At 70.2% G+C, this 20,612-nt stretch carries 17 protein-coding genes and 2 rRNA genes; all 19 read right to left on the reverse strand.

Annotated features, from left to right (window positions below):
• Positions 1 to 981 (reverse strand): 23S ribosomal RNA (locus J2X49_RS00005); the annotation flags it as partial.
• Positions 982 to 1,383: 402 nt separating this feature from the next.
• Positions 1,384 to 2,904, reverse strand: a 16S ribosomal RNA gene (locus tag J2X49_RS00010).
• A 627-nt stretch (positions 2,905 to 3,531) separates the two neighbouring features.
• A complete protein-coding gene (gene tyrS, locus J2X49_RS00015) occupies positions 3,532 to 4,845 on the reverse strand; it encodes a tyrosine--tRNA ligase (RefSeq protein WP_146354264.1) in 1,314 nt (437 codons plus the stop codon).
• A 19-nt stretch (positions 4,846 to 4,864) separates the two neighbouring features.
• Positions 4,865 to 6,289 carry an argininosuccinate lyase gene (argH, locus tag J2X49_RS00020; protein WP_310120996.1) on the reverse strand — a complete coding sequence of 475 codons (1,425 nt, stop codon included), beginning with the start codon at positions 6,287 to 6,289 and terminating at the stop codon, positions 4,865 to 4,867.
• A complete protein-coding gene (gene argF / locus J2X49_RS00025; RefSeq protein ID WP_128189982.1) occupies positions 6,286 to 7,215 on the reverse strand; it encodes an ornithine carbamoyltransferase in 930 nt (309 codons plus the stop codon). Before argF ends, argH begins: the two co-directional genes overlap by 4 nt.
• Positions 7,212 to 8,132, reverse strand: a complete 921-nt coding sequence (gene argB, locus J2X49_RS00030) for an acetylglutamate kinase (RefSeq protein ID WP_310120999.1) — start codon at positions 8,130 to 8,132, stop codon at positions 7,212 to 7,214. Before argB ends, argF begins: the two co-directional genes overlap by 4 nt.
• Positions 8,122 to 9,294 carry a bifunctional glutamate N-acetyltransferase/amino-acid acetyltransferase ArgJ gene (gene argJ, locus J2X49_RS00035; RefSeq protein WP_310121002.1) on the reverse strand — a complete coding sequence of 391 codons (1,173 nt, stop codon included), beginning with the start codon at positions 9,292 to 9,294 and terminating at the stop codon, positions 8,122 to 8,124. The genes argB and argJ overlap by 11 nt, the downstream gene beginning before the upstream one ends.
• Complete coding sequence (gene argC / locus J2X49_RS00040; RefSeq protein WP_310121003.1) at positions 9,291 to 10,337, reverse strand: N-acetyl-gamma-glutamyl-phosphate reductase; 1,047 nt, start codon at positions 10,335 to 10,337, stop codon at positions 9,291 to 9,293. The genes argJ and argC overlap by 4 nt, the downstream gene beginning before the upstream one ends.
• A gap of 9 nt (positions 10,338 to 10,346) precedes the next feature.
• On the reverse strand, positions 10,347 to 11,021 hold the full coding sequence (locus J2X49_RS00045; RefSeq protein WP_310121005.1) for an SIMPL domain-containing protein: 675 nt from the start codon (positions 11,019 to 11,021) through the stop codon (positions 10,347 to 10,349).
• Positions 11,022 to 11,031: 10 nt separating this feature from the next.
• Positions 11,032 to 13,518 (reverse strand): phenylalanine--tRNA ligase subunit beta, encoded by a 2,487-nt coding sequence (gene pheT / locus J2X49_RS00050; RefSeq protein ID WP_310121008.1) that lies wholly within the window; start codon positions 13,516 to 13,518, stop codon positions 11,032 to 11,034.
• Complete coding sequence (gene pheS, locus J2X49_RS00055) at positions 13,518 to 14,564, reverse strand: phenylalanine--tRNA ligase subunit alpha (protein WP_310121011.1); 1,047 nt, start codon at positions 14,562 to 14,564, stop codon at positions 13,518 to 13,520. Before pheS ends, pheT begins: the two co-directional genes overlap by 1 nt.
• 35 nt (positions 14,565 to 14,599) lie before the next feature.
• On the reverse strand, positions 14,600 to 15,511 hold the full coding sequence (locus tag J2X49_RS00060) for an amino acid ABC transporter permease (protein ID WP_246990736.1): 912 nt from the start codon (positions 15,509 to 15,511) through the stop codon (positions 14,600 to 14,602).
• Entirely contained in the window at positions 15,508 to 16,155 is a 648-nt protein-coding gene (locus J2X49_RS00065; protein WP_246990735.1) for an amino acid ABC transporter permease, read from the reverse strand. Before J2X49_RS00065 ends, J2X49_RS00060 begins: the two co-directional genes overlap by 4 nt.
• Positions 16,156 to 16,228: 73 nt before the next feature.
• Positions 16,229 to 17,152 carry a glutamate ABC transporter substrate-binding protein gene (locus J2X49_RS00070; RefSeq protein ID WP_246990734.1) on the reverse strand — a complete coding sequence of 308 codons (924 nt, stop codon included), beginning with the start codon at positions 17,150 to 17,152 and terminating at the stop codon, positions 16,229 to 16,231.
• Between the two features lie 30 nt (positions 17,153 to 17,182).
• Positions 17,183 to 17,920 (reverse strand): amino acid ABC transporter ATP-binding protein, encoded by a 738-nt coding sequence (locus tag J2X49_RS00075; protein ID WP_310121023.1) that lies wholly within the window; start codon positions 17,918 to 17,920, stop codon positions 17,183 to 17,185.
• Positions 17,921 to 17,983: 63 nt separating this feature from the next.
• A complete protein-coding gene (locus J2X49_RS00080) occupies positions 17,984 to 18,796 on the reverse strand; it encodes an RNA methyltransferase (protein WP_310121026.1) in 813 nt (270 codons plus the stop codon).
• Position 18,797: 1 nt separating this feature from the next.
• Positions 18,798 to 19,184: a 50S ribosomal protein L20 gene (gene rplT, locus J2X49_RS00085; RefSeq protein ID WP_128189994.1), complete on the reverse strand. Its 387-nt coding sequence runs from the start codon at positions 19,182 to 19,184 to the stop codon at positions 18,798 to 18,800.
• 36 nt (positions 19,185 to 19,220) lie between these two features.
• Positions 19,221 to 19,415, reverse strand: a complete 195-nt coding sequence (gene rpmI, locus J2X49_RS00090; protein WP_128189995.1) for a 50S ribosomal protein L35 — start codon at positions 19,413 to 19,415, stop codon at positions 19,221 to 19,223.
• A gap of 9 nt (positions 19,416 to 19,424) precedes the next feature.
• On the reverse strand, positions 19,425 to 20,540 hold the full coding sequence (gene infC, locus J2X49_RS00095) for a translation initiation factor IF-3 (RefSeq protein ID WP_128189996.1): 1,116 nt from the start codon (positions 20,538 to 20,540) through the stop codon (positions 19,425 to 19,427).
• Positions 20,541 to 20,612 lie beyond the last annotated feature (72 nt).

A 20,612-nucleotide genomic window follows, 5' to 3' on the forward strand; every position in this document is an offset into this window, starting at 1 on the left:
ACCTTTTGGGGCCCATCGGCCATCCAGTAGCTCTACCTCCGGCAAGAAACACGCAACGCTGCACCTAAATGCATTTCGGAGAGAACCAGCTATCACGAAGTTTGATTGGCCTTTCACCCCTATCCACAGCTCATCCCCTCAGTTTTCAACCTAAGTGGGTTCGGTCCTCCACGAGGTCTTACCCTCGCTTCAACCTGGCCATGGATAGATCACTTCGCTTCGGGTCTAGGACATGCGACTGAATCGCCCTATTCAGACTCGCTTTCGCTACGGCTACCCCACACGGGTTAACCTCGCCACATATCGCTAACTCGCAGGCTCATTCTTCAAAAGGCACGCTGTCACAGCTGCTAGGGCTGCTCCAACGGTTTGTAAGCAAACGGTTTCAGGTACTATTTCACTCCCCTCCCGGGGTACTTTTCACCTTTCCCTCACGGTACTTGTCCGCTATCGGTCATCTGGGAGTATTTAGGCTTACCAGGTGGTCCTGGCTGATTCACACGGGATTTCTCGGGCCCCGTGCTACTTGGGATGGACCTCGCGCCATTGCGCGGTTTCGGCTACGGGATTGTCACCCTCTTCGATGAGCCTTTCCAAGCTCTTCGCCTACCGCGGTCTGTAACGCTTGCTGCTCGGCAGAGCAGCTGAGATGTCCCACAACCCCGATCGTGCAACGCCTGCCGGCTATCACACACGATCGGTTTAGCCTCTTCCGCGTTCGCTCGCCACTACTTACGGAATCACTGTTGTTTTCTCTTCCTGTGGGTACTGAGATGTTTCACTTCCCCACGTTCCCTCTACCCGCCCTATATATTCAGGCGGGAGTCACTGGGTCGGCACGCCGCCCAGCGGGGTTTCCCCATTCGGAGATCCTCGGATCAAAGCTCGTTTATCAGCTCCCCGAGGCTTATCGCAGATTACTACGTCCTTCATCGGCTCCAGATGCCAAGGCATCCACCGTTTGCTCTTAGAAACTTGACCACATACATGAGTATTTTGGTTAGGACACCACCGCCGAGGCGATGGCGACCAATGATCTATAAAGATCATCAAGACTCGAGCCGAAGCTCGAATCTAAGATGCTCGCGTCCACTGTGTAGTTCTCAACTTACGGTCGGTACCGTCAGCCCCAGCGCCCTGCGCTGCGACCGGCCGGTCCGAGGTTCCGAAGACGCCAAAAGGCGCCGTCTGGTCCCTCAGGACCCAACAGCGTGCATGTGCTCGATCTCCCGCGTCCCGCCGTTCCTGACTGCAAGCAGTCGTACTGAGCTGGACCCGATCCCTCGAGCACCAATGTCAATGTTCCACCCTTGAGCTGACCACCGGTCGACGTGTGCGACCGTAGTGGCTCTGCGCCGGCTGAGCCGGCGAGATGCTCCTTAGAAAGGAGGTGATCCAGCCGCACCTTCCGGTACGGCTACCTTGTTACGACTTAGTCCTAATCACCGATCCCACCTTCGACAGCTCCCTCCAAAAGGTTAGGCCACTGGCTTCGGGTGTTACCGACTTTCATGACTTGACGGGCGGTGTGTACAAGGCCCGGGAACGTATTCACCGCAGCGTTGCTGATCTGCGATTACTAGCGACTCCGACTTCATGAGGTCGAGTTGCAGACCTCAATCCGAACTGAGACCGGCTTTTTGGGATTCGCTCCACCTTGCGGTATCGCAGCCCATTGTACCGGCCATTGTAGCATGCGTGAAGCCCAAGACATAAGGGGCATGATGATTTGACCTCATCCCCACCTTCCTCCGAGTTGACCCCGGCAGTATCCCATGAGTTCCCACCATTACGTGCTGGCAACATAGGACGAGGGTTGCGCTCGTTGCGGGACTTAACCCAACATCTCACGACACGAGCTGACGACAACCATGCACCACCTGTATACCGACCTTGCGGGGCGACCATCTCTGGCCGTTTCCGGTATATGTCAAGCCTTGGTAAGGTTCTTCGCGTTGCATCGAATTAATCCGCATGCTCCGCCGCTTGTGCGGGCCCCCGTCAATTCCTTTGAGTTTTAGCCTTGCGGCCGTACTCCCCAGGCGGGGAACTTAATGCGTTAGCTACGACACGGAGACCGTGGAATGGTCCCCACATCTAGTTCCCAACGTTTACGGCATGGACTACCAGGGTATCTAAGCCTGTTTGCTCCCCATGCTTTCGCTCCTCAGCGTCAGTTACGGCCCAGAGATCTGCCTTCGCCATCGGTGTTCCTCCTGATATCTGCGCATTCCACCGCTACACCAGGAATTCCAATCTCCCCTACCGCACTCTAGTCTGCCCGTACCCACTGCAAGCCCGAGGTTGAGCCTCGGGTTTTCACAGCAGACGCGACAAACCGCCTACGAGCTCTTTACGCCCAATAATTCCGGACAACGCTTGCACCCTACGTATTACCGCGGCTGCTGGCACGTAGTTAGCCGGTGCTTTTTCTGCAGGTACCGTCACTTTCGCTTCTTCCCTGCTAAAAGAGGTTTACAACCCGAAGGCCTTCGTCCCTCACGCGGCGTTGCTGCATCAGGCTTGCGCCCATTGTGCAATATTCCCCACTGCTGCCTCCCGTAGGAGTCTGGGCCGTGTCTCAGTCCCAGTGTGGCCGGTCACCCTCTCAGGCCGGCTACCCGTCGTCGCCTTGGTGAGCCGTTACCTCACCAACTAGCTGATAGGCCGTGAGCTGATCCTTGACCGAAGTTCTTTCCACCATCAGGAGATGCCTCCGAGGGTCGTATCCGGTATTAGACGCCGTTTCCAGCGCTTATCCCAGAGTCAAGGGCACATTGCTCACGTATTACTCACCCGTTCGCCACTAATCCAGAGGAGCAAGCTCCTCCTTCATCGTTCGACTTGCATGTGTTAAGCACGCCGCCAGCGTTCGTCCTGAGCCAGGATCAAACTCTCCGTAAAGAAATGTTGCATGCCGGCCGGGGAAAACCGGTCGGCAGCGAGTTTGAAACTGACAAAATAGACTGTCTACTGACAATCTGTCTCATCCAAAGGAATTCGTTGTGCCCTCAGGCACGACGAGTTAATATTTGGCATTTGACATTGTGCACGCTGTTGAGTTCTCAAGGATCAGACGCTCTCGTGCATTCCCTTCCGGGTCTGCGCCGAGGCAACTTCTCAATCGTAACCACTTCTCGACGAGTGTCAAATCGACACACCGTGCGGAGCGCAGCTCACACCAGACCTTCAGATCCGGCTCATGGCAACCTCGCTAGGTTACACGATCCGGAACGCCTGTTCAAGCCGGCCCGCCAGCAGCCTCAGCTGCCCGCGCGCCATCCGCACACTCATCATCGAAGTGGAGTAGTCACGATACTCGCCCCACGAGCCAGCGCACAACGTGCGCACGAACCCGAAGACGAGGAGGTGTTGGTCCCTCTTGATCCGCCAGCCTCTCGGCCCGGCGTCTATGGGGTGACGAGGGATCACGTTACACGGCAACCGGGCCCGCATCCCAAACCCCGCGCATCCCGGGCGTGTCTCGCTCCTCGCCCGGAGATCCGGGGAGCAGGGCGCGCGCCCGGGTGGTCAGGCTCGCGCCGCGTCGAGCCCTGCATCGACGCCCGCGAGCGTCTTCTTGCCGCGCCGCAGCACGGCGTACCGGCCGTGCAGGAGCCGGCCCTCGAGCGTGGCGGCCGGGTCGTCGATGCGCTGGTTGTTCACGGAGACGCCGCCCTGGGCGATCGCGCGCCGGGCATCCGAGAGCGAGTCGACGAGCCCGGTCTCCTGCAGCAGCTGCAGCACCGGGGCGTCCGGTGTCGCGGTCGCCTGCTTGTCGAGCGAGGCGACAGCTGCGGCGAGCGTGTCCTCCCCCAGCGCCTGGAGGTCGCCGGCGCCGAACAGCGCGTGGGATGCGGCGATGGCCTGCTGCGTCGCGGGCTCCCCATGGATGAACGACGTCGCCTGGAGCGCGAGCTCCTTCTGCGCCTCGCGCCGGAACGGCGCATCCGCCGTCGCCTGCGCGAGCTCCTCGATGCGCGACGAGGGCAGGAACGTGAACGTCTTGAGCAGCTGCACCACGATCGCGTCGTCCTGGTTGAGCCAGAACTGGTACATCGCGTACGGGGTGGTCAGCTGCGGGTCGAGCCAGACCGCGTTGCCCTCGCTCTTGCCGAACTTCTTCCCATCGGCGTCGGTGACGAGCGGAGAGCCCAGCGCGTGGGCGTGCACGCCCTCCGCCTTGCGGATCAGCTCGGTGCCGGCGGTGAGGTTGCCCCACTGATCGCTCCCGCCGAGCTGCATGATGCAGCCGTAGCGGAGGAAGAGCTCGCGGAAGTCGAGCCCCTGCAGCACCTGGTAGCTGAACTCGGCGTAGGAGATGCCCTCCTCGGACTCCATCCGCGATGCGACGGCGTCCTTGCGCAGCATGGTGCCGACACGGAAGTGCTTGCCGATCTCGCGCAGGAAGTCGACGGTCGACATCGGCGCCGTCCAGTCGAGGTTGTTCACGAGCTCGACCGGGTTGTCGCCCTCGGCGGAGAGGAACCGCAGCATCTGCTCGCCGAGGTAGGTGACCCACTCGGCGACCGTCTCGCGGTCGTTGAGCTGCCGCTCGGCGGTCGGCTTCGGGTCGCCGATGAGGCCCGTCGAGCCTCCGACCAGCGCGAGCGGCCGGTGGCCGGCCAGCTGCAGGCGGCGCATGATGATGAGCTGCGCCAGGTTGCCGAGGTGCAGGCTCGGCGCGGTCGGGTCGAAGCCGCAGTAGAAGGTGATCGGCGCGCCGCCGAGGAGGAACCGCAGCGCCTCCGGGTCGGTCGACACGTGCACGCTGCCGCGGTACTGCAGCTCGTCCCAGACATTCGGGAACGCCGGGTCGAGCTGGATGGGAGCGAGTTCGGTCACCCGTCGAACCTATCGAACGTCAGCGCTCGGCGAGGCGCGCGAGGCGCGCGAGGCGCGCGTCGAGCGTGGCGAGCTGCACGTCGACGGCCGACCGCGCCGTGCCGCCGACGCCGTCGCGCGCGGCGATCGCCCCGTCGACGGTGAGCACCTCGCGCACCTCGGGCAGCAGGTGCTCGGACACCGAGCGGTAGTCGTCGTCGGTCGCCTCGTCGAGCTCGATCCCGCGCTCCTCGCACAGCCGCACGAGGCTGCCCGCGATCTCGTGCGCCTCCCGGAACGGCACGCGGCGCCGCACGAGCCACTCGGCCACGTCGGTCGCGAGCGCGTATCCCGCAGCCGCGCCCGCGCGCATCCGCTCCTCGTCGAACGCGAGGGTCGCGACCATGCCGGCGAAGGCCGGCAGCAGCACCTGCAGCTGGTCGACCGCGTCGAAGACCGGCTCCTTGTCCTCCTGCAGGTCGCGGTTGTAGGCCAGCGGCAGCGCCTTGAGCGTCGCGAGCAGGCCCGCGTGGTCGCCGATGAGCCGGCCGGCCTTGCCGCGGGCGAGCTCGGCGATGTCGGGGTTCTTCTTCTGCGGCATGATCGACGACCCCGTCGAGAAGCCGTCGTGGAGGCGCGCGAAGCCGACGTCGCGCGTGGTCCAGAAGATGACCTCCTCGGCGAGCCGCGAGAGGTCGATCGCCGTCATCGTGAGCACGAAGGTGAGCTCGGCGACGACGTCGCGCGCCGCGGTCGCGTCGATGGAGTTCGGGCTCGGGGCCGCGAGCCCCAGCTCGTGCGCCACGAGCGCGGGGTCGAGCCCGAGGGTCGATCCGGCGAGCGCGCCCGAGCCGTAGGGCGACTCGCTCGCCCGCTCGCGCCAGTCGGCGAGCCGCTCGAGGTCGCGCACGAGCGGCCACGCGTGCGCGAGCAGGTGGTGCGCGAGCAGCACCGGCTGCGCGTGCTGCAGGTGCGTGCGCCCGGGCATCGGTGCGTGCGGATGCGCGTCGGCCTGCAGGCGCAGGGCCTCGATCACCGCGCGGATGCCGCGCTCGACCTCGACGCTCTCCTCGAGCATCCACACCCGCACGAGCGTCGCGATCTGGTCGTTGCGGGAGCGGCCGGCGCGCAGCCGCCCGCCGAGCTCTGCGCCCGCCACCTCGATGAGGCCGCGCTCGAGCGCGCCGTGCACGTCCTCGTCGGACTCGGCGGCGACGAACGCCCCCGTGCGCACGCGCTCGGCGAGCTCGTCGAGGGCGGCGCGCATGCCGGCCAGCTCGTCGTCCGAGAGCAGGCCGGCCGCGTGCAGCGCGGTCGCGTGGGCCTTGGAGCCGCGGATGTCGAGCTGCGCGAGCCGCCAGTCGAACTGCGTCGACTTCGACAGCCGTGCCATCTCGGGGCTCGGCCCCGCGGCGAACCTGCCGCCCCAGAGGGAGCCCTCGTTCGTGCCGTGCTGGTCGCTCATGCCGCGCTCCGCTCGAGCAGCCAGGCCAGCAGCGCCTTCTGCGCGTGCAGGCGGTTCTCCGCCTCGTCCCAGATGATCGACTGCGGTCCGTCGATGACGTCGGCGGTCACCTCGAAGCCGCGGTCGGCGGGCAGGCAGTGCATGAAGACCGCGTCGGGCTTCGCCTGCGCCATGAGCGCCGCGTCGACCTTGAATCCGCCGAAGGTCGCGACCCGCTCGGCCTTCTCGTCCTCCTTGCCCATCGACACCCAGGTATCGGTGACGACGACGTCGGCGCCCGCGACCGCCTCGGACGCGCTGGTCGTGAGCGACGCGCTGCCGCCGGTGCCGCTCGCGATGCGCTGCGCGTCGGCGACGACCCGCGCGTCCGGCGCGTACTCGGCCGGCGCGCCGACGCGCACGTGCATGCCGGCGGTCGCGCACGCCAGGAGGTACGACTGCGCCATGTTCGAGCGCCCGTCGCCGACGAACGCGACGGTGAGCCCGGCGAGCTCGCCCTTGTGCTCGCGGATCGTGAGCAGGTCGGCGAGCAGCTGGCAGGGGTGGAAGTCGTCGGAGAGCGCGTTGACGACCGGCACCGTCGTGCCCTCGGCCATCTCCTCGAGCCCCGCCTGCGCGTAGGTGCGCCACACGATCGCGGCCACCTGGCGCTCGAGCACGCGCGCGGTGTCGGCCGCGGTCTCCTTGCCGCCGAGCTGGCTCGACGCGGTCGAGATGATGAGCGGCGACCCGCCGAGGTCCGAGATGCCGACGTGGAACGAGACGCGGGTGCGGGTCGACGACTTGTCGAAGATGACCGCCACCGAACGAGGGCCCTCGAGCGGCCGCTCCGCGAAGCGGTCGGCCTTCATGCGCGTCGCGCGCTCGAGCACCTCGCGCTGCTCGGCCGGGCTCAGGTCGTCGTCGCGGAGGAAGTGGCGGGTCATGCAGGCTCCTTGCCCTGGGTCGGCGCGTCGGCGGGCACGACCTCGGTGCCCGAGCCGGCGCTCGTGAAGATCTCGGTGAGGATGGAGTGGGGCGCGCGGCCGTCGATGATGGCGGCCTTCGGCACGCCGCCCCGCACCGCGTGGAGGCACGCCTGCATCTTGGGGATCATGCCCGACTCGAGCGACGGCAGCAGCGCCTCGAGCTCGCGGTCGGTGAGCTCGCTGATGAGGGAGCCGCGGTCGGGCCAGTCGCGGTAGAGGCCCTCGACGTCGGTGAGGATGACGAGCTTCTGCGCGCCGAGCGCAGCCGCGAGCGCCGCCGCGGCGGCGTCGGCGTTCACGTTGAGCGACTCCCCCGGGCGGTCGCCGTCGGGCGCGATCGACGACACCACCGGGATGAGGCCCGCCTCGACGAGCCGCTGGACGGGCGCCGGGTCGACCGCGACGACGTCGCCGACCTGGCCGAGGTCGACCTCCTCGCCGTCGACGACCGTCCCGCGACGCCGGCCCGTGAAGAGCCCCGCGTCCTCGCCGGACATGCTCGCGGCGAGCGGGCCGTGCGCGTTGATGAGCGACACGAGCGTGCGCGCCACCTGACCGGTGAGCACCATCCGCACCACGTCCATCGCCGCGGGGCTCGTGACGCGGTAGCCGCCGCGGAACTCGCTCTCGATGCCGTGGATGCGCAGCGCCTCGCTGATCTGCGGCCCGCCGCCGTGCACGACGACCGGTCGGATGCCGACGTGGCGCAAGTACACCATGTCCTCGGCGAAGGCGCGCTGCAGCTCGGCCGAGACCATCGCGTTGCCGCCGTACTTCACGACCATCGTCGCGCCGCGGTAGCGCTCGAGCCACGGCAGCGACTCGATGAGCGTCTCGGCCTTCTGCGCCAGCAGCGCCGCGTCCCTAGCTGGCATATGCGGAGTTCTCGTGCACGTACTCGTGGGTGAGGTCGTTGGTGCGGATGGTCGCGGTCGCCTCGCCCGCGAACAGGTCGATCACGATCGCCGTCGCCCGCGGCGTCAGGTCGACCTCGTCGCGCGGGCGGTCGGGCTCGCCGGCGTGGCAGACGCGCACCCCGTTGAAGTGGACGTCGACCGCGTACGGGTCGAAGGACGCATCCGTCGTGCCGATCGCCGCGAGCACGCGGCCCCAGTTCGGGTCGTTGCCGAAGATCGCCGCCTTGAAGAGGTTGGAGCGCGCGACCGAGCGCGCGACGACGACCGCCTCGTCCTCGGTCGCGGCATGCCGCACCTCGATCGCGATGTCGTGGCTCGCGCCCTCGGCGTCCTCCTGCAGCTGCCGGGCGAGGTCGTCGCAGACCGCGGCGACCGCCGCCGCCAGGGCGGCCTCGTCGGGCTCGACGCCCGAGGCGCCGCTCGCGAGCAGCAGCACGGTGTCGTTCGTCGACATGCAGCCGTCGGAGTCGAGCCGGTCGAAGGTGACGCGGGTCGCGGCGCGCAGCGCCCGGTCGAGCACGTCGGCGGTGCACGCGGCGTCGGTCGTCAGCACGACGAGCATCGTGGCGAGGCCCGGCGCGAGCATGCCCGCGCCCTTCGCCATGCCGCCGACGGTGAAGCCGTCGCCGCGCGCGACCGCCTGCTTCGGCACCGAGTCGGTGGTCATGATGGCCTGGGCGGCGGTCAGCCCGGCCGCGGCGTCCCCGCCCGCGCCGGCCAGCGCATCCGCCGCCAGGTCGACGCCGCGCAGCACGGCCGCGCGGAACGACTCGTCGCCGACGCCGATGAGGCCGGTCGAGCACACCTGCACGTCGATCGCGCCGATGCCGAGGCGCTCGGCGGCGCGCTCGGCGGTCTGGTGGGTCGTCTGGAAGCCGAATGCGCCGGTGAAGCAGTTGGCGCCGCCGGAGTTGAGCACGACCGCGCGGGCGCTGCCGCCCGCGAGCGCCTGCTCGCTCCACAGCACCGGGTTGGCCTTCGCGCGGTTGGACGTGAAGACGCCCGCCGCGGCCGAGAGCGGGCCGTCGTTCACGACCATCGCGACGTCGAGCCCGCCGGACGCCTTGACGCCTGCGGCGACGCCGGCCGCGCGGAAGCCGGCCGCCGCCGTCACGCTCACGGGGCGACCCCGTCGACGGGGAGGCCGAGCTGCTCGTCGAAGCCGAGCGCGATGTTCGCCGACTGCACGGCCGCGCCCGCCGTGCCCTTGCCGAGGTTGTCGATCGCGGCGATCATGACGACGCGGCCCGCCGCCTCGTCGAGGCCGACGCCGATGTGCACCGAGTTGGAGCCGAGCACGTCGGCCGTGCGCGGGTACTCGCCCGTCGGCAGCACGTGGATGAACCGCTCGTCGCCGTAGGCGGTGAGCCAGGCGCTGCGCACCTGCTCGGGCGTCGCCTCGCCGATGAGCGGCGCGGTGACGGTCGCGAGGATGCCGCGGGTCATGGGCACGAGCACCGGCGTGAAGGAGTGGCGCACCTCGGCCGCGCCGACCGCGCGCAGGTTCTGCGCGATCTCGGGCAGGTGCCGGTGGCTGCCGCCGACGCCGTACGGCGTGGCGCTGCCGGTGAGCTCGGCCGCGAGCAGCTGCGTCTTCGGGGCGCGGCCGGCGCCCGAGGAGCCCACGGCCAGCACGGAGGTGAGCGCGGTCGCGTCGATGAGGCCCGCGGCGATGCCGGGGGCGGCGGCGAGCGTGACCGCGGTCGCGTTGCAGCCGGGCACCGCGATGCGGCGCGCGGCGCGCAGCTCGCGGCGCTGGCGGCCGCCGTCGGCGAGGATCAGCTCGGGCATCCCGTAGGGCCAGGTGCCCGCGTGCTCGGTGCCGTAGAACGCCTGCCAGTCGTCGGCGCGCTCGAGCCGGTGGTCGGCACCGGCGTCGACGACGAGCGTCGACTCGGGCAGCTGCGCTGCGATGCCGCCCGAGTGCCCGTGCGGCAGCGCGAGGAAGACGACGTCGTGGCCGGCGAGCACCTCGGCGGTCGTCTCCTGGAAGGTCAGCGAGGCGAAGGAGCGGAGGTTGGGGTGCACGGAGACGAGGGGCTGCCCGGCGTTGGCGTGCGCGGTGACGGTGCGCACCTCCAGCTCGGGGTGGTGGGCGAGCAGCCGCAGCAGCTCTCCCCCTGCGTACCCGCTCGCCCCTGCGACGGCGACGGAGAGGCTCATGCCTCCAGGCTAGTCGCCGCGCGATGCGGCTTCCGCCGAGAAGCCCACCTCGACGAGCGCCTGCACCTCGATGTCGCCCGCCGCGAGCTCGACCGCGCCGCCCGCGTCGGCCGCGCCGAGCACCATCGACTCGACGCCGCGCTGCCGCTTGGCGAGCAGCGGGCGGGGCGGCTCGGCCCCGGGCTCCCGGATGCTGCGCACGACCGGCGCGCCGAGGCCCGCGGCCTCGGCGTAGTCGGCCGCGCGCGCCACCGCGTCGGCGATCGCGCGCGAGCGGGCGCGGCTCGCGAGCTCGCGCTCGGTGCCCTCGGCGAGCGACCAGGCGATGCCGCCCACCTCGTGCACCTGCTCGGCGCCCAGCTCGCCGATCCAGGTGCCGAGCGCCTCGACGTCGACGAACGTCGCGGTGACGGAGGCCGAAGCCGTGAAGACCAGCCGCTGCGGCTGGCCCTCCCCCACCCACTCGCGGTGGTGCGAGACCCACACGCGGTCGGCGTGCCAGGTGTCGACGGCCCCCGACTCCGCGAAGGCGCGCGCCTCGGCGCTCACCCGGCTGTGCGCCTTCGCGACGAGCGTCATCGCCGCCTCCGGCGCATCCGCCTGCCACCGCGACTGCACCGTGACGGTCGCTCGCTCGGCGGCGGCTCGCTCGACGGCCTCTCCGGTGACCAGGATCTCGACCATGGCCGCGATGCTACTCGCGCAGCCTCGCCCCGTGCCGGTCGGTCGCGACCCGCAGCCCCGCGAGCTTCGCCTCGGATGCCTCGGCCGCGGTCAGCGTGCGGTCGGGCGCCCGGAAGCGGAGGGCGAACGTGAGCGACTTCTCGCCCTCGCCGAGGCCCTGCCCGCGGTAGTCGTCGACGAGCGCGATGTGCTCGAGGAGCGTGCCTGCACCGTCGCGCACCGCCCGCTGCACCTCGCCCGCCGGCACCCCGATGGGCACCACGAGCGAGAGGTCCTGTGTGGCCGCCGGCACCGGCGCGATGCGCGCGGTGTCGAGCCCGACGCGGGCGCGGGCGATCATCGCGGTGAGGTCGAGCTCGGCGACCGCCACCACCCGCGGGAGGTCGGCGTCGGCCGCCACCTGCGGCAGCAGCTCGCCTGCCACGCCGACGACCTCGGCGCCGACGAGCAGCTCGGCGGTGCGCCCCGGGTGCAGCCACTCCCGCTGCCCCTGGCGCACGTCGAGCTCGAGCCCGAGCGTGCGCGCGACGCGCTCCGCGGCCTCGATCGCGTCGGCGATCCCGTAGCGCGCCGGCGCAGTGCCGGGCTGCTTGCGCACCCGCTCGCCCACCAGCAGCACCGCCGCGTGGTCGGGCTGCGCGGGCAGCGCGTCGAGCGCGGCGAGCACGTCGTCGGCGGGGCGCGCGTCGGCGGCCGGCAGCTCGTCGGTGCCCTGGCCGTCGACCGCGACGAACACGCGGCCGAGCTCGAACAGCGCGAGGTCGGTGAGGCCGCGGCCGAGGTTGCGGTGCGCTGTGTCGAGCATGCCCGGCAGCAGCGCGGTGCGCAGCCACGGGCGCTCGCCGTCGAGCGGGTTCTCGAGCCGCACGGGCTCGGCGCCCGTCATGCGCGCCTGGCGCTCGGTGGCGAAGGGCGCCACGAGCACCTCGGTCAGGCCGGCCGAGGCGAGCGCGTCGGCGACGCGTCGCCGCAGGCGCTGCGGCCGCGTGTAGCCGCGCCCGGGCGGCGCGACCGGCAGGACGGAGGGGATGCGGTCGAAGCCGACGATGCGCGCGATCTCCTCGACGAGGCCCTCGCGGTCGACGAGGTCGCGGCGCCACGTGGGCGGCGTGACCGTCCACGCATCCGCGCCCTGCTCGACGACGACAGCGCCGATGCGCTCGAGCGCGCCGCGCGCCTCCTCGACGCGGTAGTCGGTGCCGAGCAGCGCGTTCCAGAAGCCGACGCCGATCGTGATCGGCCGCATCACGGGCACCTCGCCCTGGTCGGCGCCGAGGGCGTCGATCGTGCCGCCCGCCAGGTCGACGAGCAGCTGGGCCACGCGGGCGGCTGCCGCGTCGGCCACCGCCGGGTCGACGCCGCGCTCGTAGCGCTTCGACGCCTCGGAGAACAGCTTGTGCCGGCGTGCCGAGCGCCCGATCGTGACGCCGTCGAAGGTTGCCGACTCGATGAGGACATCGGTCGTCGTCGCGTCGATCTCGGTCTCGGCGCCGCCCATGACGCCCGCGAGGCCGATCGCGCCGCGATCGTCGGTGATGAGGAGGTCCTCGGGGCTGAGCGCGCGGTCGACGTCGTCGAGCGTCGTGAGCCGCTCCCCGGGCTGCGCGCGGCGCACCACGATGCCGCCGCGGAGCTTCGCGAGGTCGTAGCCGTGGATCGGCTGCCCGAGCTCGAGCATCACGTAGTTGGTGATGTCGACCGGCAGCGAGATGGAGCGGATGCCCGCGAGCCGCAGCCGCGAGGCCATCCACGACGGCGTCGCGCGGGTCGGGTCGATGCCGCGCACCACGCGCACCACGAAGCGGGTGCAGCCGGCGCGGCCGCGGATGGGCGCGTCGTCGCGCAGCTCGAGCGGGAAGCCGGATGCGGGGCCCGCGTCGACCGCGGCGCGCGCGGTGTCTGCGGGGTCGACGAACGCCTGCCCCGTGGCGGACGCCACCTCGCGGGCGATGCCGCGGATGGAGAGCGCGTACCCGCGGTCGGGCGTCACGTTGATCTCGACCGCCTGGTCGTCCAGGCCCAGCAGCGCCAGCGCATCCGCGCCGACCTCGCCCGGGATGCCGAGCGGGTCGAGGCGCATGATGCCGTCGTGGTCGTCGCCGAGGCCGAGCTCGCGCTCGGACGCGATCATGCCGTCGGAGACGTGGCCGTAGGTCTTGCGCGCGGCGATCTCGAAGCCGCCCGGGAGCGCCGCGCCAGGCAGCGTCACGACGACGCGGTCGCCCTCGACGAAGTTGAGCGCGCCGCAGACGATGCCGCGCACGCCGCCGTTCGCCTCGCCGACGTCGACCTGCGCGTAGCGGATGGTCTTGCCGTTCTTCTGGGGCTCTTCGACGAACGAGAGCACGCGGCCGACGACGATCGGGCCGCGCAGCTCGCCGCCGTGCACCGTCTCCTCCTCGAAGCCGACGCGCACGAGCGTCGCGTGCAGCCAGTCGGCGGCGTCGTCGGCGGGCACGTCGACGTGCTCGCGCAGCCATGACAGCGGGATCCGCATCAGATCACCATCCCGAACTGCTCGGTGAAGCGCACATCGCCCTCGATCATGTCGCGCATGTCGTCGAGCTGGTACCGGAACTGGAGGGTGCGCTCGACGCCCATGCCGAACGCGAAGCCCGAGTAGACCTCCGGGTCGACGCCCGCCGCGCGCAGCACGTTGGGGTTGACCATGCCGCAGCCGCCCCACTCGACCCAGCGCGGGCCGCCGCGCATGCCGGGGTGCCAGACGTCCATCTCGGCGCTCGGCTCGGTGAAGGGGAAGTAGTTGGGGCGGAGGCGGATCCTCGCCTCGTCGCCGAACATGATGCGCGCGAGGTGCTCGAGCGTGCCGCGCAGGTTGGCCATCGTGATGCCCTTGTCGACGGCGAGGCCCTCCATCTGCGTGAAGACCGGCAGGTGCGTGGCGTCGATGTCGTCGGTGCGGTAGACGCGGCCGGGCGCGACGATGTACACCGGCAGCTCGCGCGTGAGCAGCGAGCGCGCCTGCACTGGGCTCGTCTGGGTGCGCAGCACCATGTGGCGGTTTGCGGGCGCGACGTAGAAGGTGTCGGACTCGCTGCGCGCGGGGTGGTCGGGGTCGACGTTGAGCGCGTCGAAGTTGTACCACTCGTGCTCGAGCTCGGGGCCCTCCGCGACCTCCCAGCCCATGCCGACGAAGACATCGCTCATCTCGTCCATGAGCATCGTCAGCGGGTGGCGGCCACCGGCGGTGCGGATGCGCGGCAGCGCGGTGACGTCGACGCGCTCGGCCTCGAGCTGGGCCGCCTCCTCGGCCGCCGCGAGCTCCTGCTGGCGGGCGGCGATCGCCTCGGCGACGCGGCCGCGACCGGCGCCGATCGTCTGGCCGGCGGCCTTGCGCTGCTGTGGCGCGATGTCGCGCAGGCTCGCGTTGAGGCCGGCGAGCTCGGAGCCCTGCCCGTTGTGGGCGGCCTTCGCGGCCTGCAGGTCGGCGGTCGTCTGCGCGGCCTCGATCGCGGCGAGCGCCGCGGCCACCGCGGCGTCGACGCGCGCGCCGAGGTCGGCGTTCTCGTCAGGGGTTGGCACCCGACGATCCTATCGAGCGGGGCGGGCCCGCCTGCTCAGGTGAGGTCGGTCGGATCCTGGTCCGGCTGCTGCCGCTGCTGCCGGATGGCCCGCGTCGAGACGGGGATGCTCGTGGTCGGCGTGCCGTCCGGGCGCTTGCCCTTCGTGCGCGGCCGCGACGCCCACGCGGCGGTGCGGTGCGCGAGCCAGGTGAGCGAGAGGTTGAGCGCCAGGTAGATCGCCAGCAGCACGAACGTGGTCGACAGCGCGTACTGTCCCGCGCCGTAGAACTCCGCCAGGTCGCGGCCGATGGTGATGAGCTCGGGGCTCGAGACGATGTAGCCGAGCGCCGTGTCCTTCAGCAGCACCACGAGCTGGGCGATGATGACCGGCAGCATGATGCGGATCGCCTGCGGCAGCTCGATGAGCGCGAGCGTGCGCAGCGGGCTCAGCCCGATCGCCAGCCCGCTCTCGCGCTGGCCCTTGGGCAGGGCCGCGACGCCTGTGCGGATCGCCTCGCCGATGATCGCGCCGTTGTAGACGATGAGCGCGATGATGACGGAGATCATCGGGCCCATCCGCATGGCCAGCAGCACGAAGAGGATCATCAGCAGCACCGGCATGCCGCGGAAGAACTCGAGCACGATCGTGACGGGGATGCGCACCCAACGGCTGCGGGCGCTGCGGCCGACGGCGAAGACGAGGCCGAGCGCGATCGCCCCGACCGAGGCGATCGCCGCGGTGATGAGGGTGGTCTGGAGGCCGAAGAGCAGGCCGCGAGCGCCCGTCCAGTAGGCCGGCTCGAGGAAGATGTCCCAGCGGTCGGCGTAGAAGGTGCCGCCGAGCCACAGCTGGTAGACCGCCCAGCCGATGACCGCGGCGAACACGACCGCGAAGACGACCGAGAGCATGCGGGAGAAGCGCCGCGCCTTCGGGCCGGGCTCGTCGTACAGGACGCTGGCGCTCATCGGACCACCCTCCACTTGCGCTCGAGCCAGTCGGCGAGCTGCCCGAGCGGCACGGTGATGAGCAGGTAGCTCAGGGCGATGCCGAGGAAGATCTCGAGGGTCTGGTCGCCGTTGGTGTTCGACAGGCGCTGCGCGACCGAGGTGAGCACGAAGATGAAGAAGCCCATCGCGACCGAGGTGTTCTTCGTGAGCGCGATGATCACGTTGATGATCGGCGGGACGACGGAGCGGATGGCCTGCGGCAGCACGACCTCGGTCATGGTCTGCCGGAAGCCGAGGCCGATGGAGCGCGCGGCCTCCGCCTGCCCGAAGGCGACGGAGTTGATGCCGCTGCGCACCGCCTCGGCGAAGAACGCGGTCGTGTAGAACGCGAGCGCGATGACGCCGGAGAGGAAGAAGTCGAGCGTCACGCCCACGCGCGGCAGCACGAAGAACACGAAGAAGAACACCAGCGTCAGCGGGGTGTTGCGCGCGAGCTCGGTGTAGACCGCCGCCGCCACGCGCAGTGCCGCCACTGGCGACACGCGCATGCCGGCGATGATGGCGCCGGCAGGCAGGCCGATGGCGGTGGTCACGAGCACGAGCAGCAGCGTGCTGCGCATGCCGTCCCACCACAGCGGTCCGTTCGAGAGCAGGGCTTCCATGCGTCTCCGTCAGTCTCGACGAGGCGGGGCCCGCGTCGCGGGCCCCGCCCGTCAGGGTCGGTTCGGCCGGGTATCAGTACCGGTCGACGGCCGGGGGCTCGGGCGTCGGGAGCACTGCGCCCGCCGTCTGCTCCCAGAGCGACTCGTAGCGGCCGTCCTCGAAGGCGGCCTCCAGCGTGTCGTTGATGAAGGCGCGGAACTCGTCGTCGCCCTTCGCCAGGCCGATGCCGTACGGCTCCTCCGTGAAGGTCTCGCCGTCGGCGACGAGCTCGAACTCACCGGCGTTCTGGTCGACGAAGCCGCCCAGGATCACGTTGTCGGTCGTGACCGCGACGACCTGCCCGTTGCGCAGCGGGTCGAGGCAGTTCGAGTAGACGTCGGTCGCGACGAGCTCGGCGCCGTACTCCTCGACGATGGTCGCTGCGGGCGTGGAGCCCTCGACCGAGCACACCGGCTGGCCCTCGACGTCCTCCGGGCCCGTGATGCCCTCGGGGTTGCCCGCCTGCACCATGAGCGCCTGTCCGGCCATGAAGTACGGCCCGGCGAAGTCGATGATCTCCTTGCGGGTGTCGTTGATCGTGTACGTCGCGACGACGATGTCGACCTGGCCCTGCTCGATGAAGGGCTCGCGGTTCGCCGATACGGTCTCGGTCCACTCGATGCTCTCGAACGGGATGCCGAGCTCGGCCGCGATGAGCGAGCCGATGGCGACGTCGAAGCCGACGGGAGCGCCGTCCGGGCCGACGAGGCCGAACAGCGGCTGGTCGAACTTCGTGCCGATCGTGATGGAGCCCGCCTCGGCGAGCTCGGCCATCGTGGTGCCCTCCTCGAACTCGGGCGACTCGACGACCTCGAGGCCGTAGGGGTGCTCGCTGGTGGCGCCGGTCTCGCCGGGCTCCTCGGGCTCGCCGGTGGACGACGTGCCCGCGGGGCCGCCGCAGGCGGTGAGCGCGAATACCGACAGCGCTGCCGCGCCGATCATGAGCTTGCTGCGCATGGTGCTGCTCCTTCTGTGGGGTGGTTCGGGTCAGTGGCTGAGGATCTTGGACAGGAAGTCCTTGGCCCGCTCGGTGCGCGGGTTCGAGAAGAACTCCTCCGGAGTGGTGTCCTCCATCACCCGCCCGTCGGCCATGAAGAGCACGCGGTCGGCCGCCTTGCGGGCGAAGCCCATCTCGTGCGTGACCGTGATCATCGTCATGCCGCCGTGCGCGAGCTCGACCATCACGTCGAGCACCTCGTTGATCATCTCGGGGTCGAGCGCGCTCGTGGGCTCGTCGAAGAGCATGAGCTTCGGCTCCATCGCGAGCGAGCGGGCGATCGCGACGCGCTGCTGCTGACCGCCCGAGAGCTGCGCCGGCATCTTGTGCGCCTGGCTCGCGATGCCGACGCGCTCGAGCAGCGCCATCGCGTGCTCCTCGGCCTCCTTGCGCTTCTTGCCGCGCACCTTCATGGGGCCGAGCGTCACGTTCTCGAGGATCGACTTGTGGGCGAAGAGGTTGAACGACTGGAAGACCATGCCGACGTCGGCGCGCAGCTGCGCGAGCTCCTTGCCCTCGGCGGGCAGCGGCACGCCGTCGATGCGGATCTCGCCGTCGTCGATCGTCTCGAGCCGGTTGATCGCGCGGCAGAAGGTCGACTTGCCGGAGCCGGAGGGGCCGATGACGACCACGACCTGGCCCTTGGGGATGGCGACGTCGATGTCGTTCAGCACGTGCAGGTCGCCGTAGTGCTTGTTGACGTGATCGAGCTCGACGAGGGGCTGCATGCGCTCATCAAAGCACGACCTATGGCCCCGCTGTGGCCGCTCGTTCGGATCGAAACGAAACGGTTACACGTCGCGCTGCGCGAAGGCGCTCTGGTAGAGGCAGACGGATGCCGCGGTGGCCAGGTTGAGCGACTCGGCGCGCCCGTAGACGGGCAGCCTGGCCGCGCGGTCGGCGAGCGCGAGGGTCGCGGCGTCGAGACCGCGCGCCTCGTTGCCGAACAGCCACGCGGCGGGCCGCGCGAGCACGCCTTCGGCGCGCAGCGCCGTGAGGTCCTCGCCCGACACGTCGGCAGCGAGCACGCTGAGGCCAGCCGCGGCGGCGGCCTCGACCGCGTCGATCGTGGCGGCGCCGACGGCGATGTCGACGTGGAAGAGCGAGCCCGTGGTCGAGCGCACGACCTTGGGCGCGTAGGGGTCGACGGAGTTGGCTGTGACGATGACGGCGGATGCGCCGGCCGCGTCGGCCGCGCGGAGGATCGTGCCGAGGTTGCCGGGGTCGCGCACCTCGTGGAGGATCGCGACGAGCGGGTGCTCGGCGGCAGCGGCGCGCGCGATGGCGTCCTCGAGCCGGACGGGGGTCTGCTTCGCGACCGCGACGATGCCCTGCGGATGCACGGTGTCGGCGATGGCGGCGAGCGCGCGCTCGGAGGCGGCGGTCACCGGCGCGTGCTGCGCGGCGCGGTCGATGAGGTCGGCGTGGCGCTCCCGCGCCGCGTCGGTGACGAAGACGTCGACGAGCTGCGCGGGCTGCCAGCGCACCGCCTCGTCGAGCGCCGCGGGGCCCTCCAACGGGAACAGCCCGGTCGATGACCGGGCTGCTCGCTGCTGGAGTCTCGCAGCCTCTCGCACGCGGGGCGCGCGGGGGCTGTCGAGCATGTCAGGCCGCGTTCTGCGGAGCCGACGTGTCGGTCGGCAGGGCCGCCTTCGCGGCCTCGACCAGCGCCGTGAAGGTGGCGGGCTCGTGCACGGCGAGCTCGGCCAGCATGCGGCGGTCGACCTCGATGCCCGCGAGGCCGAGGCCCTGGATCAGGCGGTTGTAGGTGAGGCCGTTCTGACGGGCAGCGGCGTTGATGCGCTGGATCCACAGGCGGCGGAACTCGCCCTTCTTCGCCTTGCGGTCGCGGAAGGCGTAGACGTGCGAGTGGAGCAGCTGCTCCTTGGCCTTGCGGTACAGGCGCGAGCGCTGCCCGCGGTAGCCGGCTGCCTGCTCGAGGATGACGCGACGCTTCTTGTGGGCGTTGACCGCCCTCTTGACACGTGCCATGAGTGTGTTCCCTCTATCTCTTCGTCGTCGCGCGCGTCAGCGGGCGAGCAGCTTCTTGATGATCTTGGCGTCGGCGGGCGCGACGACCTTGTCCTTGTTGAGGCGGCGCGTCTGGACCGACGACTTCACCTCGAGGTTGTGGCGCATGCCGGCCTGCTGCTTGCGGATCTTGCCGGTGCCGGTGATCTTGAAGCGCTTCTTCGCACCGGAGTGCGTCTTCTGCTTGGGCATTCTTGTCTCCTACTCGGATGCTGGCTTGCTCGCGGGCGAGCCTGCGGGCTTGGCCTTGGGCGCAGCGGGCTTCGCGGACCCCGGCGCTGCGGGCTTACCCGCGGGCTTCGGCGTCGCGGGCGTCGCGGCGGGCTTGGCGGCTGCGGGTGCAGCGGGGGCGGCTGCGGCGGATGCGGCAGCGGGCTTGGGCGCGGACGCCGGCCGGGGCGCCTGGGCGGGCGTCGGCTGGACGGTGCGCGGCGCCTGGCGGGGACGCGAGTCGCTGCGCGGCTCGGACGAGCGCGAGTCGGAGCGCGGCTCCGAGCTGCGCTCGGACGAGCGGGGCGGGCGCGCGTCGGAGCCGCGGCTGTCGGAGGACGGCCGCGACGAGCCGGCCGGGCGCGACGTGGTCGACGGGCGCGACGTGGCCGGGCGCGGCGAGCGGGTGAGCTCGGTGTCGCCGTTCGTCGAGCTGCCCGCGGGCAGCGTCGGGCGAGCGGGGCGCGACGCCTCGACCTCGGCCTGGCGTGCCGCCTGCCGCTCGGCCTCGGCACGGCGCTTCTCCTGGTCGGCCTTGCGCTGCGCGGTGCGGGTCGCGTTCAGCTCGGCCTTGGCGTCCGACTTCGAGCGCATGGGGCCGACGATCATCACCATGTTGCGACCGTCGATGGTCGGCGACGACTCGACCGCGCCGTACTCCTGGATGTCCTCCGCGAAGCGCTGCAGCAGCTTGACGCCCATCTCGGGGCGCGACTGCTCGCGGCCGCGGAAGAGGATCATCGCCTTGACCTTGTCGCCCGCCTCCAGGAACCCCTGTGCACGCTTGCGCTTCGTCTCGTAGTCGTGATCGTCGATCTTCAGGCGGAACCGGACCTCCTTGAGGACGGTGTTCGCCTGGTTGCGACGGGCCTCCTTGGCCTTCTGCGCCTGCTCGTACTTGAACTTGCCGTAGTCCATGATCTTGACGACGGGCGGGCGCGAGTTCGGCGCGACCTCGACGAGGTCGAGGTCTGCCTCACGGGCAAGACGAAGGGCATCCTCGACCCGGACGACGCCGACCTGCTCGCCGGCAGGGCCGACCAGTCGGACTTCGGGGACGCGGATGCGCTCGTTGGTGCGGGGATCGCTGATCGCGGGCTCCTTCACGTTGCTGTGCTGTGTGCTGGTGCACGGCGAACGAGGAACCAGAGCGCGGGATCGACCTGCGTGGCTCAGCAC

It is taken from the genome of Agrococcus sp. BE272 (assembly GCF_031457935.1).
In the GTDB taxonomy this organism is placed as follows: Bacteria; Actinomycetota; Actinomycetes; order Actinomycetales; family Microbacteriaceae; genus Agrococcus; species Agrococcus sediminis.